The sequence below is a fragment of the Streptomyces seoulensis genome, assembly GCF_022846655.1.
GTDB lineage: Bacteria > Actinomycetota > Actinomycetes > Streptomycetales > Streptomycetaceae > Streptomyces.
In genome coordinates this window covers 627,532-644,500 of the sequence record NZ_AP025667.1, presented here as the reverse complement: position 1 = coordinate 644,500, position 16,969 = coordinate 627,532, and the positions used below count along the sequence as shown (strand labels likewise).

Annotated in this window: 11 protein-coding genes and 1 tRNA gene; 7 read left to right on the top strand and 5 right to left on the bottom strand. The window is 72.0% G+C overall.

The genetic code is table 11. The features are described from left to right. Positions 1-140: 140 nt before the first annotated feature. Together HEK131_RS03070 and HEK131_RS03065 are read right to left on the bottom strand one after the other, a co-directional pair. Complete coding sequence (locus HEK131_RS03070; RefSeq protein WP_217461192.1) at positions 141-671, bottom strand: EF-hand domain-containing protein; 531 nt, start codon at positions 669-671, stop codon at positions 141-143. Between the two features lie 221 nt (positions 672-892). Continuing rightward, positions 893-2,206 (bottom strand): sensor histidine kinase, encoded by a 1,314-nt coding sequence (locus HEK131_RS03065; protein WP_217461193.1) that lies wholly within the window; start codon positions 2,204-2,206, stop codon positions 893-895. Between the two features lie 166 nt (positions 2,207-2,372). On the opposite strand from HEK131_RS03065, the gene HEK131_RS03060 reads away from it, so the two are divergent. The 6 genes from HEK131_RS03060 to pth all read left to right on the top strand — a co-directional run bounded on the left by HEK131_RS03060 (position 2,373) and on the right by pth (position 7,555). After that, a complete protein-coding gene (locus HEK131_RS03060; protein WP_244333577.1) occupies positions 2,373-3,254 on the top strand; it encodes a hypothetical protein in 882 nt (293 codons plus the stop codon). A gap of 11 nt (positions 3,255-3,265) precedes the next feature. Then, positions 3,266-3,339 (top strand) — tRNA-Gln (locus tag HEK131_RS03055). Between the two features lie 131 nt (positions 3,340-3,470). Beyond that, on the top strand, positions 3,471-4,919 hold the full coding sequence (gene glmU, locus HEK131_RS03050) for a bifunctional UDP-N-acetylglucosamine diphosphorylase/glucosamine-1-phosphate N-acetyltransferase GlmU (RefSeq protein WP_244333576.1): 1,449 nt from the start codon (positions 3,471-3,473) through the stop codon (positions 4,917-4,919). Between the two features lie 149 nt (positions 4,920-5,068). Beyond that, positions 5,069-6,049, top strand: a complete 981-nt coding sequence (locus HEK131_RS03045; protein WP_161149405.1) for a ribose-phosphate diphosphokinase — start codon at positions 5,069-5,071, stop codon at positions 6,047-6,049. A 208-nt stretch (positions 6,050-6,257) separates the two neighbouring features. After that, positions 6,258-6,854: a 50S ribosomal protein L25/general stress protein Ctc gene (locus tag HEK131_RS03040; RefSeq protein ID WP_217461196.1), complete on the top strand. Its 597-nt coding sequence runs from the start codon at positions 6,258-6,260 to the stop codon at positions 6,852-6,854. A 98-nt stretch (positions 6,855-6,952) separates the two neighbouring features. Next, positions 6,953-7,555: an aminoacyl-tRNA hydrolase gene (gene pth, locus HEK131_RS03035; protein ID WP_244333575.1), complete on the top strand. Its 603-nt coding sequence runs from the start codon at positions 6,953-6,955 to the stop codon at positions 7,553-7,555. Here the strand turns inward: pth and HEK131_RS30105 are convergent. Both HEK131_RS30105 and HEK131_RS03025 read right to left on the bottom strand, forming a co-directional pair. Further along, positions 7,512-12,065, bottom strand: coding sequence for a caspase family protein (locus HEK131_RS30105; protein WP_279614241.1), 4,554 nt, complete (start codon positions 12,063-12,065; stop codon positions 7,512-7,514). The two genes, pth and HEK131_RS30105, sit on opposite strands and share 44 nt — an antisense overlap. After that, positions 12,062-13,345 (bottom strand): hypothetical protein, encoded by a 1,284-nt coding sequence (locus HEK131_RS03025; RefSeq protein WP_244452182.1) that lies wholly within the window; start codon positions 13,343-13,345, stop codon positions 12,062-12,064. Before HEK131_RS03025 ends, HEK131_RS30105 begins: the two co-directional genes overlap by 4 nt. Before the next feature lie 197 nt (positions 13,346-13,542). Here HEK131_RS03025 and HEK131_RS03020 point away from each other — a divergent pair, with 197 nt between their 5' ends. Continuing rightward, positions 13,543-14,028 (top strand): hypothetical protein, encoded by a 486-nt coding sequence (locus tag HEK131_RS03020; RefSeq protein WP_244333574.1) that lies wholly within the window; start codon positions 13,543-13,545, stop codon positions 14,026-14,028. Between the two features lie 66 nt (positions 14,029-14,094). On the opposite strand, the gene ppc is transcribed toward HEK131_RS03020, so the two are convergent. Further along, the gene (gene ppc, locus HEK131_RS03015; protein WP_244333573.1) at positions 14,095-16,839 is read right to left on the bottom strand and encodes a phosphoenolpyruvate carboxylase; all 2,745 of its coding nucleotides are present in this window, start codon (positions 16,837-16,839) and stop codon (positions 14,095-14,097) included. Positions 16,840-16,969: the final 130 nt, after the last annotated feature.

Below are 16,969 nucleotides of genomic sequence, written 5' to 3'. Positions count from 1 at the left end.
GGTCGCCGCCGCCCCACCCACAGCGGCCGTACGTCCCCCGCACCGGCACCCGGCCTCCCCCGCGCCCGCACCCCGCCCCACCGGGAGCCCGGCGACCGACCCCCCGGCCGCCCCTCTCCCCGAACCGGCCCGCCCCCGGCTCAGCCCACCGCGTCCACCAACCGGTCCCCCGGAATCCCCGCCTTGTCCGGCGCGTAGAAGTCCTCGATCCCCCCGACCCACGTCGCCACCGTGATCCGGTCCCCCTCGTCCGGACCGAACGCGTCGAACAGGGCATCGATGTTCGGGCCCGCGAAACCGATCGCCAGCATCAGCGCCGTGAACAGAGGACGCTCGATCGCCCCGTCCCCGTCCGGATCACCCAGCGCCGCCAGGGACTCCGCGAACTCCCGCACCGTCCCCGCGAACCGCTCCGGCGCCAGCACACACGCCCGGTACTCCTCCAGCGTGACCCGCCCGTCCCCGTCCGCGTCCAGCTCGCCCTCCAGCGTCTCCCAGTACCGCTGGAACGCCGCCCCCATCCGCGACCGCGCCGCCTCGTCCGACCCCACGGCCGCCGCCGTCACCCGGGACGCCATCAGCTCGAAGTCCTCCGGGTCCAGATGACCGTTGCCGTTCGCGTCGAACAGCGAGAACACCAGCGTGACCCGGTCGATGGCCTCAGTACGCATGACTCCCTGGCCCCTTTCCGTCGACTCGCCCGATCCCCTCGGGACGCACCGACACACTGCGTCCCGGAAGCCTCGCGCATGCCGCCGGACAGGCACGTTCATCCGATGGGTGGATTCAGCACCCGCCGAGGATTGCGCGCCGAAGCCGACAGAAGCGGCCACCGGGATCACGACCCCGGGCGACCGGAAACACGGCCCCTGGGCCGCGGGGATCACCGCCGCTAGGCCGCCGGGATCACCGCCGACACCCGGAAACCCCCGGCGTCTGTCGGACCCGACACGAACACGCCCCCCAGCGCCACGACCCGCTCCCGCATCCCCACCAGACCATTGCCACCCGACGGCAGCCCCGCCGACGCCGACCCCGGCTCCGGCGGCGAGTCGTTCTCCACCTGCATCGCGATCTCCGCCCGCCGATGCGCCAGCCGCACATACGTCTTCGCACCCGCCGCGTGCTTGTGGACGTTGGTCAACGCCTCCTGCACCACCCGGTACGCCGTCTGCTCGACCTCCGCCGGATACGGCCGCAGCTCACCCTCCACCGACAGCGCCACCACCATCCCGGCCTCCGCCGACTGCCCGATCAGCTCCTCCAGCTCCGACAGCCACGGCCCGTCCACCAGCACCACCTCGGCCGCAGCCTTCGACGCCGCCTCCGCCGCCGCGGCCCCCACAGCGGCCAACGGCACCGGCTCCACCCGGCGCCGCACCCCGTCGTCGCCCGACCGCAGCACCCCGAGCATCTCCCGCAGCTCCGTCAACGCCTGCCGGCCCATGTCCCCCACCAGCGCCGCGTTCCGCACCGCCTTCTCCGGGTCCTTACGGGCCACCGCCTGCAACGCCGCCGCGTGCACCACCATCAGACTCACCCGGTGCGCCACCACGTCGTGCATCTCCCGCGCGATCCGCGTGCGCTCCTCGTTGCGCGCCCACTCCGCGCGCTCCTCCGCCCGCTCCGCGAGCAACTGGAGCTCCCGCTCCAGACTGTCCGCCCGCTCCCGCAGGCTCTCCATCAGCCGGCGCCGGGCACCCACGTACAGCCCCAGCAGCAACGGAGGCGCCGTCAGGCCCAGCGAGGTGGTCACCGCGGCGAACGGCACGAACCAGTCGCCCAGGGTCAGGTCACCGCGTGCCATGTCCTGGCGCACCCGGACGAACGTCACGATCATCGTGCCCACCAGCGACATGCCCGCCAGCGCCACGATCACCCGGCGCGGCAGCTCGCACGCCGCCAGCGTGTACAGGCCGACGATGCCCATCAGGAAGCCCATCTGGGCGGGCGTCACCGCGATCGCCACCAGGACCACCGCGACCGGCCACTTCCGGCGCACCAGCAGGACCGAGCCCGCGAGCGCACCGAACACGATGCCCAGCCACAGCGGCACGCCCGCGTCCCGCGCGAACGGGACACCCTCCGCGCCGCACTCCACCGCGGACACCAGCGCGAGGCCGCCGTCCAGCACCGCACCGCGCCGTCTCTCCCACCACCACGGGCCGGTCGGCGCCCTGGTGTGGTCTTCCCCCGTCGTGGTCATGCCCTCCAGCCTACGGGCGGCCAGGGCGGCTTTTCCGGTGACTTTCGCCTACCCGTCCGGACCACGGTCCTCACCCGAACGCTCCCGAAACCCGGCGAGTCACTCGAACTAATAAACTCCACGACCCATCCTCCGGAAGCCCACATTCCGCCCGGACGATATTCAAATGGCACATTCAGCGGGCAAAACCGGTAAGTACGCGAACTTCGAGCACTTGCGCGAACAGGCCATCGCGCTCCGCCGTCAGGGCCTGAGCCTGCGCCAGATCAGGAACCACCTGAAGGTCTACAACAACGACCTCCTCAACCGCCTCGTCCGCGGCGAACCGGCCCCGGAATGGACAAAACGCCCGAACGCCAAGGACGACCTCCGCGAACAGGCCAGAGAACTCCGCCGCCAGGGCCACACCTACGACCAGATCGAGGCGACCCTGGGCTGCTCGCGCAGCTCGGTGTCGCTGTGGGTACGGGACCTGCCGAAGCCCGAACGGAAGCGGACGCCGGGGGAAGCGGCGGCCATCGCCAGGAAGGGATGGGAGGAGAAGCTGCGCATCCGCGACGAGGAGCGGCGGCGGACCAAGGACGAGGCAAGGCGCACGGTCGGCCCCCTGTCGGAGCGCGAACTCTTCCTCGTCGGCGTCGGGCTCTACTGGGCCGAGGGCGCCAAGGACAAGCCGTACGACCGCCGGGAGAACGTCACGTTCGTCAACAGCGACCCCGGCATGATCACGACCTTCCTGGCCTGGCTCGATCTACTGGGGGTGGAGCGCGGGCGACTGCGTTTCACGGTCATGATCCACGAGAGCGCGGACGTGCCGGGCGCCGAGCGGTTCTGGTCCGAGGTGGTCGACGCAGGCCCCTCCGCCTTCAACAAGACGTCCCTCAAGAGGCACAACCCGAAGACCGTCCGGCGGAACACGGGCGACGCCTACCGGGGTTGCCTCGTGATCAAAGTCCTGAAAAGCGCAGACTTGTACCGTCGCATCGAGGGCGCCTGGTACGGCATAGTGGAGGCCACGCGCGAAGCCGATCAATCGAATCGGACATAGAGCGCGAACCATCCCGGATCGTCTAAGGGCAGGACAAACGGTTTTGGTCCGTTGAATGAGGGTTCGAATCCTTCTCCGGGAGCCACGACAACCACACACCAGGTTCGGGTCCTGACCGGCACAAGCCCCGGCGGGACCCGCTCTCATGTCCGCCGAAAATCCCCCCGGTATTCTGCCGCCAGTCACCACCTCTTCCCAGAGCCGAAAGGCAACCCCGTGAGCGCCATTCGCCCGGCAGCCGTCGTCGTTCTCGCAGCGGGTGAGGGCACCCGTATGAAGTCGGCCACACCGAAGGTCCTGCACCGGATCTGCGGCCGCTCCCTGGTCGGTCACGTGCTGGCCGCCTCCCGTGAGCTGGACCCCGCCGAGCTGGTGGTCGTCGTCGGCCACGCCCGCGAGCAGGTCGCCGCGCACCTCGCCGAGATCGACCCCCAGGTCCGCACGGCCGTGCAGGAGCGGCAGAACGGCACCGGGCACGCGGTGCGGATGGCGCTGGAGGAGCTGGGCGGCACCGTGGACGGCACGGTCGTGGTGGTCTGCGGTGACACCCCCCTGCTGACCGCGGACACCCTGGCCCGTCTCACCGGCACCCACCAGTCGGACGGCAACGCGGTGACCGTGCTGACCGCCGAGGTCCCGGACGCGACCGGTTACGGCCGGATCGTGCGGGACGCCGCCAGCGGCGCGGTGACCGCGATCGTCGAGCACAAGGACGCGACCGACTCCCAGCGGGCGATCCGTGAGATCAACAGCGGTGTGTTCGCGTTCGACGGCGCGCTGCTGGCCCAGGCGCTGAAGCAGGTGCGTACGGACAACAGTCAGGGCGAGGAGTACCTGACCGACGTGCTGGGCATCCTGCGGGCGGCCGGGCACCGGGTCGGCGCGTCGGTGGCCGGCGACCACCGGGAGATCGCCGGGATCAACAACCGGGTGCAGTTGGCGGAGGCCCGCCGGACGCTGAACGACCGTCTGCTGACGGCCGCGATGCTGGACGGCGTGACCGTGATGGACCCGGCGACGACGTGGGTGGACGTGACGGTCGGCTTCGAGCGTGACGTGGTGGTGCACCCGGGGACGCAGCTCACCGGTGCGACGCGGATCGCGGAGGGCGCGGAGGTCGGCCCGAACAGCCGCCTGAACGACACGACCGTGGGCGCGGGCGCGCGGGTGGACAACACGGTGGCGGACGGCGCGACGGTCGGCGAGGGTGCGACGGTGGGTCCGTACGCGTACCTGCGGCCGGGTACGCGGCTGGGCGTGAAGGCGAAGATCGGTACGTACGTCGAGACGAAGAACGCGTCGATCGGTGAGGGGACGAAGGTTCCGCATCTGTCGTACGTGGGGGACGCGACGATCGGTGACTTCACGAACATCGGCGCGGCGAGCGTGTTCGTGAACTATGACGGTGAGAGCAAGCACCACACGACGGTGGGGTCGCATTGCAAGACCGGTTCGGACAACATGTTTGTGGCTCCCGTCACGGTCGGGGACGGCGCGTACACGGGTGCCGGGTCCGTGATCACGAAGGATGTACCGCCCGGTTCGCTGGCCGTGGCCCGTGGCCAGCAGCGGAATATCGAGGGCTGGGTGGCTCGTAAGCGTCCCGGGAGCGCGGCCGCGAAGGCGGCCGAGGCGGCGTCCCGGCCGGGCGTGGACAAGGGCTGAGCGAAGGCTCGTCGGACACGGGTGCGTCAAACACGGCGTACCGTGATAAGTGCACAACCGCACCCCTACCAGCCGATTCGGCCCTCTCATGCCCCGTCGAGAGGTCGCCTGGCTGATGGCTGGCTGAGAACCTCTGAGGAGACAGTGCTGTGACCGGGATCAAGACGACCGGCGAGAAGAAGATGATGTTCTTCTCCGGCCGCGCCCACCCCGAGCTTGCCGAGGAGGTCGCCCACAAGCTGGGTGTCGGGGTCGTCCCGACGAAGGCCTTCGACTTCGCCAATGGCGAGATCTATGTGCGTTACCAGGAGTCGGCGCGCGGCGCGGACTGTTTCCTGATCCAGAGCCACACGGCGCCGATCAACAAGTGGATCATGGAGCAGTTGATCATGATCGACGCGCTCAAGCGGGCGTCGGCGCGCTCGATCACGGTGATCGTGCCGTTCTACGGGTACGCCCGTCAGGACAAGAAGCACCGTGGCCGTGAGCCGATCTCCGCGCGCCTGATCGCGGACCTGATGAAGACCGCCGGTGCGGACCGCATCCTGACCGTGGATCTGCACACGGACCAGATCCAGGGCTTCTTCGACGGCCCGGTGGACCACCTGTTCGCGCTGCCGCTGCTGGCGGACTACGTGGGCGCGAAGGTGGACCGGGACAAGCTGACCGTGGTCTCCCCGGACGCGGGCCGGGTGCGCGTGGCCGACCGCTGGTGCGACCGCCTCGGTGCGCCGCTGGCGATCGTGCACAAGCGCCGGGACAAGGACGTCGCGAACCAGGTGACGGTCCACGAGGTCGTCGGTGATGTCGAGGGCCGCATCTGCGTGCTGGTCGACGACATGATCGACACCGGTGGCACGATCTGCGCCGCCGCCGACGCGCTGTTCGCGCACGGTGCCGAGGACGTCATCGTGACGGCGACGCACGGTGTGCTGTCGGGTCCGGCGGCGGACCGGCTGAAGAACTCGCGCGTGAGCGAGTTCGTGTTCACCGACACGCTGCCGACGCCGGGTGAGCTGGCGGCGGACCTGGACAAGATCAAGGTGCTGTCGATCGCCGGGACGATCGCCAGCGCGGTGCGTGAGGTGTTCGAGGACGGCTCGGTGACGAGCCTCTTCGACGAGCAGTGAGGTTTCTGCCGGCCTGCTGAGCGGGTCGGCGGAAGATCCTTTTGGGTGCGGCCTCCCTTGCCGAGTAGACTGCCAAAGTTGCTCGGCGAGGGAGGCCGCGCTCGTGTGTTCCACGGGTGTCGGTTGTCCGTTATCGACGCGCTCTTCGTAGCAGGCCGTTCGTGGCCGGGTGACCCGTCCGCTTCAACCTGTACGAGGAGTGATCCGTATGTCCGAGGTCAAGCTCGCCGCCGAGACCCGCACCGAGTTCGGCAAGGGTGCCGCCCGTCGCATCCGCCGTGACAGCAAGGTTCCCGGTGTGCTCTACGGCCACGGTTCCGAGCCCCTGCACATCACCCTGCCGGGCCACGAGCTGCTGCTGGCGCTGCGTACGCCGAACGTCCTGATCGCCCTGGACATCGACGGCAAGACCAACGAGCTGGCGATCCCGAAGGCCGTGCAGCGCGACCCGCTGAAGGGCTTCCTGGAGCACGTCGACCTGCTGCTGGTCAAGCGCGGCGAGACCGTCACCGTCGAGATCCCGGTCGTCGCCGAGGGCGAGCTGGCGCCGGGCGGCAACCTGCTCGAGCACGTGCTGAACGCGCTGCCGGTCGAGGCCGAGGCCACCCACATCCCCGAGTCGCTGACCGTCTCCGTCGAGGGCCTGGAGGCCGGTGCCTCCGTCCACGCCAAGGACATCAAGCTGCCCAAGGGTGTCTCCCTGGCCGTCGAGGGCGACGCCGTCGTCCTGCAGGTCCTGGCCGCCCAGGTCGAGGAGGCCCCCGCGGCCGACGCCGCCGAGGGCGACGAGTCCGCCGAGGCCTGATCCCCGGCTCCGCCGCCGCGTACGCGGTGGCGACTGTCCTGAAGCTCCAGCCGCTGCTCCCCCGTCGGGGGAGCGGCGGCTGTCGCACGTGAGGAGACGTGGTCGTGAGCACCCCCGAAAACGCCCCTTGGCTGGTGGTCGGACTCGGTAATCCGGGGCCGGAGTACGCGATGAACCGGCACAACGTCGGTTTCATGGCGGTGGATCTGCTCGCGGAGCGGATCGGCGGGAAGTTCAAGCGGTCGGGCAAGGCGCAGGCGCAGGTGCTGGAGGGCCGGATCGGTCCGGTGGGCCCCGCCAACCGGCGGGTGATCCTGGCGAAGCCGATGTCGTACATGAATCTGTCGGGCGGCCCGGTGAACGCCCTGCGGGACTTCTACAGGGTGCCGCTGTCCCAGGTGGTGGCGGTCCATGACGAACTGGACGTCGACTACGGGGCGCTGCGGCTGAAGCTGGGCGGCGGTGACAACGGGCACAACGGGCTGAAGTCGATGACGAAGGCGATGGGCGCGGACTATCACCGGGTGCGGTTCGGGATCGGCCGGCCGCCGGGGCGGATGCAGGTGGCGGACTTCGTGCTGAAGGACTTCGCGTCGGCGGAGCGCAAGGAGCTGGACTACTTGGTGGACCGGACTGCGGACGCGGTGGAGTGTCTGGTCATCGAGGGGCTGGAGCGGGCTCAGTCGGCGTACAACTCGTAGCGTCGGGGGCGTCGTCCTCGCAGGCGTCGTCCTCGGGGGCGTCATCCTCGGGTGCGTCGTCCTCGGGGGTGTGCTCCAGGCCGAGGAGGGCGGCGAGCACGACGTTGCGCTTGGGGGCGCCGGGGTTGGCGGCGATCCAGACGAGGGCGCGTTCGCGAAGTTCCGGGTGGTGGGGCGCGGAGGCGGGGTGCGCGGCGAGGGTGCTGAGGACCCGCCAGGTGCTCTCGCCGATCTGCGGGTGTTCGTCGAGCCGGGGGTGGGCGCGCAGCCAGTCCAGGGCGCGGTCGACGGTGCCCCGGTCCGGGCCGCCGCGTTCCTTCAGGTGGGTGAGGACGGGCGCGAGGATGTAGGAGGCGCCGGGGATGGTGCCGTGGGCGCGCAGCCAGATCACGGCGTGGCCGAGGGCGATGTCGAGGGTTTCGCCGGGCAGCGCCGTCGTCTTGAGCAGGTGGTGCAGGAGGAAGGTGGCTTCGGGGCTGCGGCCGAAGCGCTTGAGCCAGCCGAGGGTGACGCGGAGGATGGCGCCGTCGGGTTCGGGGGCTTCGCGGACTCTGCTGAGCAGGGGGGCGAGGGTGAAGGTGTCGGTCAGGACGAGGCGGTCGTGGCGGTGGCCGAGCCACTTCTTCGCGGTGCGGACGAGTCCGGCCTCGGTGTCGGGTTCCAGGGGTGGGAATTTCAGGGCGCCGTCGAGGGCGTAGCGCCATTCCTCGGTGTCGGGGTCGCGGTGCTGGCCGCGGAAGCAGGTGATGACGTGGCGGGCGGCGCGTTCGGCCTGTTCGGGGGTGAGTTCGCCGGCGCGGGGGGCGACGCTGTGCAGGGGCTGGAGCAGGTGGGCCAGGGCGCCGGGCTCCTCGGGGACCTCCTGGGCGTCGTACCAGGCGAGGGTGTACTCGAAGGACTGGTGGGCGACGGTGGCGGCGTCGCGGGTGGCGGTGGTGACGCCCTGACACATGAGCAGGACCCGCAGGACGCGGCCGGCGGTGTCGACGGTGTGGTGGAGGCCGAGCCAGTCGAGGGCGCGTTCGACGGCTTCGGCGAGGTCGTCCGGGCGCTCGAGGTAGCGGGCGCGGCCCGTGAGTGAGGGCAGCACGTAGGCGGCTTCGGCGCTCTCGCCGTGGAGGTCGAGCCAGGCCAGGGCGGCGGTGTGGAGCAGTTCCTCGGTCTCGGGGGGCTGCTCTTCGCGTCTGAGGAGGTGCTGGAGCAGGTAGCGGTCGCTGGGTTCGGGGGGCTGGGGGCGCCTCAGCCGGCGCAGGGCCATGGCGGTGACGTGCTTGAGCTGGTGTTCCGTCAGTTCCGGTACGCGCTGGAGGAGGTAGACGAGGACCTGGGTGTCGGCGGAGCCGGCGCCGTGGCGGTCGAGCCAGGTCAGGGCGTGTTCGAAGGTGCGGGCGGCGGCCACGTCGGCGCTCAGGTCGGCGGTGGCGGTGGCCGGGATGCGCAGGGCGAGGCGCAGGACGTAGTCGGCCGCGGTGTCGTCGGCGTAGCGGTCGAGCCAGTTCAGGGTGTGGGCGACGGTGTGGTCGGGGGCGACGGGGGTGCCGGTGCGGGCCTGGTTGAGGAGGCGGGCGAGGACGAAGGAGGCGCCTTTGCGGGTGCCGTGGTCCTGGAGCCAGGTGTGGGCGTGGTGGGTGGCGTCGGCGATCTGACGGTCGGGGATGCCGGAGCGGTCGAGCAGGACGGTCAGGAGGCGTCCGGCGACGGACTTGCGGCCGTGGCCGCCGAGCCAGCGGATGCCCAGCTTGGCGAGGTGTTCGGCCTTGCTGGCGGGCAGGCCGGGGTGGCGCAGGGCGACGACGTACAGAGAGACGGCGCGTTCGCGGGTGGTGTGGCGGCGTAGCCAGTCGTGGAGGGACTCGGTGAGGACGGGCCAGCCCTCGGCGTCGGCGCCGGTGGTGTGGGTGAGGACGGTGAGGAGTTCGCCGGTGCCGAGGTCGTCGCGCAGGCGGTGGGCGAGGGCGATGGCGGTGCGCCGGGCGGCGGCTTCGACGGTGGGGCCGTGGCCTTCGTGCTGGAGCAGGGCGACCAGCCGGTCGCGGGCATCGGGGGTGTCGCCGTGTTCGCCGAGCCAGGTGAGGGTGAGCCGGTCGAGGTCGTCGCGGTGGCCGTCGGGGAGGTCGGGGACGCGGGCGAGGACGTTGATGAGGGCGAGGGAGTCCGGCGCGGTGGTGATGTGCGCGTCGAGCCAGGTCCGGGCGCAGTCGAGGAGGCTCTGCGTGGGCTGCAGGGTGTTGCGGACGGCGTCGGTGAGGAAGGTGCGGACGAGGGCGGGGTCTCCGGCGCGCTCCATCCAGGGGGTGACGACGGTGTCCCAGGCGGCGGTGACGCCGTGCCGCCAGGGGGTGTCGGAGACCATGGCGGTCAGGGCGCGCATGCCGTCGTGGGGGTCGGTGACGAGCATGTCGACGAGGGCGGGTGCGCGGTCGGCGGTCCAGGTGGCGCAGGCGCGGACGAGTTCGCGCTGCCGGTCGGGTTCGAGTTCCTTGGCCCAGCGGCCGATGTGTTCGACGGCGCGGCGGAAGGAGGGGAGGTCGCCGAGGAAGGTGTCGAGGAGCTGGGTCAGTGAGGCGGCGTGCAGCGCGACGGCGCGGGGCAGGCAGGTCTGCTGGAGGAACGCCTCGGCGACGATGTCGTGCATGAGTTCCACCGAGTCCGGCAGGTCGGTGGTGGGGAGCAGCCAGCCCAGCGCGACGAGCCGGTTGACGACGCTCTGGCCGTCGTCGAAGTCTGTGCCGGTGCTGGTCAGGCAGCGGTCGACGGCGGTCTCGACGGCGTCACGGGGCTGGGTGCAGGCGAGGGCGGCGACGGTGACGGCGAGGAGCAGGGCGCGTTCCTCCCTGGGGTCGCCGTCGGCGGCGGTCAGTCCTTCTCCGGTGCGGCGGTGGAGCCAGCGCAGCAGGGTCTCGGAGCGGGCGGCGGTGGGTTCGAAGCGCTGGTCGCCGGGGGCGGTGTCGCCTTCGGTGAGGAGTCTCTGCAGGTTCTTCTCGACGGCGAGGGCGTGCAGCAGGGCGAGGACGGGCCGGGTGCCGCAGGCGCGGGCCATGCGGGCGTGGCCCCAGGCCTTGAGGGCGTCGGGGGCGACGCGTTCGAAGATGCGGGCGGCGACGGCCCGTTGGTCGAGGTCGTCGGTGGCGAGCGGGGTCTCCTCGAAGAGTTCCTGGGAGCCGCGCTGGTGGACGAGGTCGAGGGCGCCGGGGCGTACGGAGGCGAGGCAGGCGATGCGGCTGCCGTCGGGGTCCTCGGCGCCGAGGGCGTCGGCGAGGGTGCGCAGATCGAGGTAGCGCTGGCTGTCGAGGTAGTCGAAGACGAGGAGGATGCGGCGTTCGGGGTCGTCCTCGGTGTCCTCGCGGATCTCGGCGAGGAGGTCGTCGACGAGGAGGCGGGTGGCGCCGGTGCGGCCTTCGGGCTGGGCGATGTGCAGGACGTGCCAGCCGTGTTCCTGGGCGAGTTTGGCGGTCTCCAGGCAGGTGCGGGTCTTGCCGGCGCCCCAGGGCGCGGTGAGCAGGACGCCGCGTACGGGTTCGCCGAACTCGGTGGTGGGCGGGTCGGCGAGCCGGTCGAGGAGGTTGGCGGGGGCGGCGGGGTGCCGGGGGTCCTCGGGGGCGACGTAGGGGAGGTGGTCGTCGCTGAGGTAGCGGCCCTTGCGGCCGATGCGGTGCAGGGCCTGGTCGTGGGTGAGGACGGCGGCGTGGCGCGGGGTGGTGCGGCCCCAGCCGCGGCGGTCGCCGTTCCAGTGGCGGGCGTCGAGGTAGGGGGTCTGGCGGGTGCGGTCGGCGGTGAGGCGGGCGCGGACGGGTTCGATGAGGGTCTGCGGGTCGGGGGGCCAGGCGGGGGCGGCGGCGAGTTCGGCGAGGAGGGCGCCGGTGAAGGCGCCGCCGCGGCCGGAGCGGCCGTTGGAGGCGGTGGCGCCGTTCTGGGTGGCGTACAGGCTCATCAGCCGCGAGCCCGCGCTGTGCTGGGTGGGGGCGGGGAAGCGGGTGCCGCCGGCGCCGGTGAAGCCGGGCAGGTACTGGCGGCAGGCGTCGACGAGGAGGACCGTGCGGGGGATGCCGGCGTAGAGCGGGTTGTGCAGCAGGGTGTCCTGGAGGTTCTCGGTGGCGAGGGTGTACTCGCGGAAGCGGACGGCGTCCGCGTAGAAGAGGTACTGCTCGCCGGTGCCGGGGTCGAGGGCGCCGTGGCCGCTCCAGGCCAGCCAGAGCAGGTCGCCCTTCCAGGTGGGGAGTTCGTCGGCGAGGACGGCCCAGATGTCGGCCTGGGTGGCGCCGCGCACCTCGATGCCGAGCGCGGCGGCCTCGGCCTCGACGCTCTCCCGGCGGGCGTCCTCCACCGACAGGCACAGCCGGATCTGGTCGGCGGGGACGCCACTGGCGCGCAGCCAGGTGGCGTGGGCGAGGGCGTCGGCGGCCGGGCTCTCGTGCAGCGTGGGCAGGTAGGCGTCGTTCTCGTACTTCTCGATGCCGACGAGGATCGCGTACGTGGCGCGTGGGTCGACGCCTTCGAGGGTGCCGGTCATGCCCCGAGGAGGCGGCCGAGCAGGCGGTGGACCTCGGGGTTGGGGAAGTAGCCGCTGTGGGCGGCGGGGAAGGGCTGGCCGCTGCTGAGTTCGAGGTCGGTGACGCGGGCCGGGAAGACGGGTTCGGCGGGGAAGCCGAGCAGGTCGCGGGCGTCGTAGACGTTGGTCCAGGCGGGGAAGTGTTCGGGCAGCGGCTTGCCGGGGTCGAGGCCGGGCAGGGCGCCGATCTCGTGCAGGTGGGCGGCCTGGGAGCCGACGGTGACCAGGTGGCGTACGCCGGGCAGTTCCTCCTGGGCGAGCAGGTCGACGGCGGCGATGCCGCCGAGGCTGTGCGCGAGGAGGGTCACGGGGCCGTGTTCGCGGGCGACGGCGGTGACGCGGTCCTTGATGAACGCGCGCAGGGCGGCGCCCCGGGCGAGGTACTTGAGGATGTCGCCGGCCTGGGGGTGGATGCGGGTCATCAGCCATGCGCGCCGCTTCTCCACGGCGCGCATGACGCCGAAGCGGTGGGCGGCCCAGCCGTGCAGCACGAGGACGCCGAGGCCGATCCCGCGTGCCTGGCCGCCGAGTTCGCCGGTGACGACGCGTACGGCCTCGTCGCGCTGGTCGGTGGTCCACAGCACGGGGGTGCCCCGGCGCAGGGCGCCGCCGAGGAGGTGGGCGACGGTGGCGGTGGCGACGGCCTGGGGCAGTTGGCCGGGGCCGAGGCCGTGGGTGAGGGCGTCGCGGCCGGGTCCGCTGTCGAGGACGGCGCTCAGGGAGGCGCGGAAGGCGGCAGGGCCTCCGGCGAGGTCGAGGAGCGCGGTGAGCCGCTCGGGCGGGTCCTCGGCCAGGGCGCGGGCGCGGTGTCCGACCTCGGGTCCGGAGCGGTCGCCGAACGCGGGGGCGCCGAGGCCCTGTCCGTCGTCCTCGGGGCGGCGCAGTACGGCGAGCGGGTCGTCGTAGAGGGCGCCCCAGACGACGGCCTGGCGGTCCTCGGAGGTGAGTTCCTCCTCCGGGGCGGGGTCGTCGGCCGGAAGGCCGGGGCCGGGAACGGGGGCGCCGGGCTGGGCGCCGGGCAGGGGCGGAAGGCCGGGGCCGGGAACGGGGGCGCCGGGCTGGGCGGCGGGCAGGGCGGCGGTGCCGGCGTTCGCCGGGACGCCGAAGGTGTCGCCCCAGTAGCAGTCGTGGACCGGGGCGCCGGGGGCGATCCGGGCCAGTGCGGTGCGGAGCAGTTCCAGGGTCTCGTCGTAGGCGGGTTGCCGGACCCCGGTGCCATGGACGAACAGCAGCGCACTCATCGCTCTCCCCCGAATGTCCCTCGTACCGCGTGGGTTCACCTGCCTTTCATCTTAGGCAAGTTGTCCCCTGAACGGCCCTCTCGTGCGGGTTCTGTCCCGGCGTCCGGGGCGGGGAGGGACGCGTTTCGGGACGTGTCCGTCGCCCGGCACCCCACCCGAGTTGACCCGCCGTAGAGGTATGGCCAATGATCCGGGCCATGCCTGCCTCCGCGAGTTCCGCGCGTCCGGGGTCCGCCGTCCGGTTCGGGCGGACCGTGGTCATGGGCGCGTTCGCCGCGCTGATCCTGTTCGCCGGGGTGTGGGGGTCCTGGGGCACCGCCCAGCACGCGATGCTCCCCAAGGGCCGCGAGCGCGGCACGCTGACGGTGACGGACTGTCTGCCGGAGCGCTGCGGCGGCACCTTCGAGCCGCTGTCGCCGGGCGCCGAGACGCGGAAGTCGGTGGAGATCGACCGGTCGGTGGCGGTGCGCGAGGACCACAGCTACGACGTCGTCATCGAACCCGGTACGAACCACGCGGTGCGCGCGGGTATCGCGGGCGTCCTGCTGGCCTGGCTGCCGCTGGGCGGGGCGCTGCTGCTGGCCTCGGTGGTGGTCGCGGGCGGCATGCGGCTGACCCGCCTGGCCTGGGTGCTGGCGGGCGCGGGCGCGGCCCTGCTGACGGCGGCCTTCGTACTGTCCTGAGCCCCGGTACGAACGGTGCCCCCGGAGCCGTCTCGCTCCGGGGGCACCGCTCGTACGGGCTTCGGGTCAGCCGGTGTTGCGCAGGCCCGCGGCGACACCGTTGACGGTGAGCAGCAGGGCGCGGCCCAGCGTCGGGTCGGGCTCCTGCCCGGCGGCGGCCGCGTCGCGCTGGCGCTTGAGCAGGGCCACCTGGAGGTAGGAGATCGGGTCCAGGTAGGCGTCGCGGATGCCGAGGGTCTGCCGCAACTCGGGCTGGGCGTCGAGGAGTTCCTTCTCGCCGGTGATGCGCAGCACCTCGGCGACGGTCAGCTCGTGCTCGGCCTTGATGGTGTCGAAGACGTGCTTCAGCTCGTCGGGGACGAGGGTGTCGACGTAGTGCTGGGCGATGCGCAGGTCGGTCTTGGCGAGGGTCATCTCGACGTTGGAGATGAAGTTCCGGAAGAAGTGCCACTGTTCGTGCATCTCGCCGAGCACGGTGTCCCCTTCCTGCCGCAGGCCCGCCTCGCGCAGGGCCTTGAGGCCGGAGCCGACGCCGAACCAGCCGGGCACGATCTGCCGGGACTGGGTCCAGCCGAACACCCACGGGATGGCGCGCAGGCCGTCGAGCGAGACGCCCGAGCCGGGGCGGCGGGAGGGCCGCGAGCCCAGGTGCAGGTCGGCGAGCTGGTCGACCGGCGTGGAGGCGAGGAAGTACGTCGGCAGGTCGGGGTCCTCGACCAGGCGGCGGTAGGCGGAGTGGGCGGCGTCGGAGACGACGTCCATGGCCGCGTCCCAGCGGGCGAGCGCCTCGTCGGACTGGCGGGGGGCGGTGTGCAGGGCGGACGCCTGGAGGGTGGCGGCGACCGTCAGCTCCAGGTTCTCCCGCGCCAGGGAGGGGATCAGGTACTTGTCGGAGATGACCTCACCCTGCTCGGTCACCTTGATCTCGCCCTCCAGGGTGCCCCAGGGCTGCGCGAGGATCGCGTCGTGCGAGGGGCCGCCGCCACGGCCGACGGTGCCGCCGCGGCCGTGGAAGAGGCGCAGCCGGACGCCGTAGCGGTGGGCGACGTCGCGCAGCCGGCGCTGGGCGCGGTGGATCTCCCACTGGCTGGTGGTGATGCCGCCGAACTTGGAGGAGTCGGAGTAGCCGAGCATGACCTCCTGCACGTCCCCGCGCAGCGCGACCAGGCGCCGGTAGGACGGGTCGGAGAGCATGTCCTCCAGGATGGTGTCGGCGGCCTTCAGCTCGTCGGTGGTCTCCAGCAGCGGCACGATGCCGATCTTCGCCCAGCCGGCGTGCAGGTCGAGCAGTCCGGCCTCGCGTGCCAGCACGGTCGCGGCGAACACGTCGTCGGCGCCCTGGCACATGGAGATGATGTACGACTCGATGACCTCGGGTCCGAAGACCTCCAGGGCCCGCTTGACGGTCTGGAAGACGCCCAGCGTCTTGGCGGCGGCCGCGTCGACCGGGGCCGGGCTCGGGGCGAGCGGGCGGCGGGAGCGCAGTTCCTTGGCGAGCAGCTTGGCGCGGTACTCGCGGGGCATGTCGGCGTAGCGCCAGGACTCCTCGCCGAGCCGGTCGAAGAGCTGGCCGAGGGCGTGGTGGTGGGCGTCGGCGTGCTCGCGGACGTCCATGGTGGCGAGCTGGAGACCGAAGGCGGCCAGGGTGCGGATGACGCGGTCGATGCGGCCGTCGGCGAAGAGGGCGCCGCGGTGCTCGCGCAGGGAGGTCTGGATGATCCTCAGGTCGGCGAGGAGCTCGGCGGTGCCGAGGTAGTCGCGGCCTTCCTCGTGCGGGATGTTGCGGGCCAGGCGCTGCTTGGTGTTCTCCAGCTTCTGGCGGATCGCGGTGGCCTTGAGCCGGTAGGGCTCCTCGGCGTTGAGCCGCTTGTAGCGGGGGCTGATCTCCGGCAGCCGCTCCAGGTCGGCCTCCAGGGAGTCCAGGAGTTCCTGGGTGGCGCCCGCGTAGCGGATGGAGTTGGAGAGCAGGCCGCGGAGCTGGTCGATCATCTCCAGCGCGTCGTTGATGCCGTGCTCGTGCTGGAGGATCAGCACGTCCCAGGTGACCTGCGGGGTGACATTGGGGTTGCCGTCGCGGTCACCGCCGATCCAGGTGCCGAAGGTCAGCGGGCGGGTGTCGGCGGGCAGGGTCACGCCGACCCGCTCCAGCTCGGCGGTGAGGTCCTCCAGGACGTCGCCCACGGCGTCGGCGTGCAGCTCGTCGAGGTAGTAGATGGCGTTGCGGGCCTCGTCGGTGGGCTCCGGGCGGACCACGCGCAGTTCGTCGGTCTGCCAGACGAGGTCGATGTTCTCGGCGAGCCGGACGTCGTGGCGACGGCGGTCGGAGTCGAGGACGGGGGTGTCCAGCAGCTCGGCGATCCGGCGCAGCTTGTTGAGGACCGAGCGGCGGGCGGCCTCGGTGGGGTGGGCGGTGAACACCGGGCGCACGTTCAGGTTGCGGACCGTCTCGCGCAGGTGCTCGGGGTCGGCGTCCTTGAGCCGGTCGGCGGTGCGGGAGAGCAGACCGCCCTCGGCCGCCCGGCGGGCGCGCAGCTCACGGCCGCGGTGCACCTGCTCGGTGACGTTGGCGAGGTGGAAGTAGGTGGAGAAGGCGCGCACCAGCTTGGCGGCGGTCTCCAGCTCGGTGCCGCGCAGCAGCTCGGCCGCGGCCTCTCCGTCCTCGCGGGTGAGACTGCGGACCTTCTCGACCAGCTCCAGCAGCTCGGGGCCCTCCTGGCGGACGAGGGTCTCGCCCAGGAGGTCGCCCAGGCGCCGGATGTCGGCGCGCAGCGCTTGGCCGTTGGTGGTGGTCTGGTCGTCGACACTGCTCACAGGTGCGGCTCCTTGCGGTGTTGAAGCTCATCCGGGAGGGAACCCGGACACCCATCCATCACACGGCAAAACGCCGCATACCGGCCGGAACGTCCGGGAAGTAAACAGAGCGGACCGCGCTGTCCGACCG

Excerpts from the sequence above, each read along its gene's own strand:
- HEK131_RS03070 (WP_217461192.1), bottom strand. The coding sequence starts at position 671 with ATGCGTACTGAGGCCATCGACCGGGTCACGCTGGTGTTCTCGCTGTTC.
- HEK131_RS03065 (WP_217461193.1), bottom strand. The coding sequence starts at position 2,206 with ATGACCACGACGGGGGAAGACCACACCAGGGCGCCGACCGGCCCGTGG.
- HEK131_RS03060 (WP_244333577.1), top strand. The coding sequence starts at position 2,373 with ATGGCACATTCAGCGGGCAAAACCGGTAAGTACGCGAACTTCGAGCAC.
- HEK131_RS03040 (WP_217461196.1), top strand. The coding sequence starts at position 6,258 with ATGTCCGAGGTCAAGCTCGCCGCCGAGACCCGCACCGAGTTCGGCAAG.
- HEK131_RS30105 (WP_279614241.1), bottom strand. The coding sequence starts at position 12,065 with ATGACCGGCACCCTCGAAGGCGTCGACCCACGCGCCACGTACGCGATC.
- HEK131_RS03025 (WP_244452182.1), bottom strand. The coding sequence starts at position 13,345 with ATGAGTGCGCTGCTGTTCGTCCATGGCACCGGGGTCCGGCAACCCGCC.
- HEK131_RS03020 (WP_244333574.1), top strand. The coding sequence starts at position 13,543 with ATGCCTGCCTCCGCGAGTTCCGCGCGTCCGGGGTCCGCCGTCCGGTTC.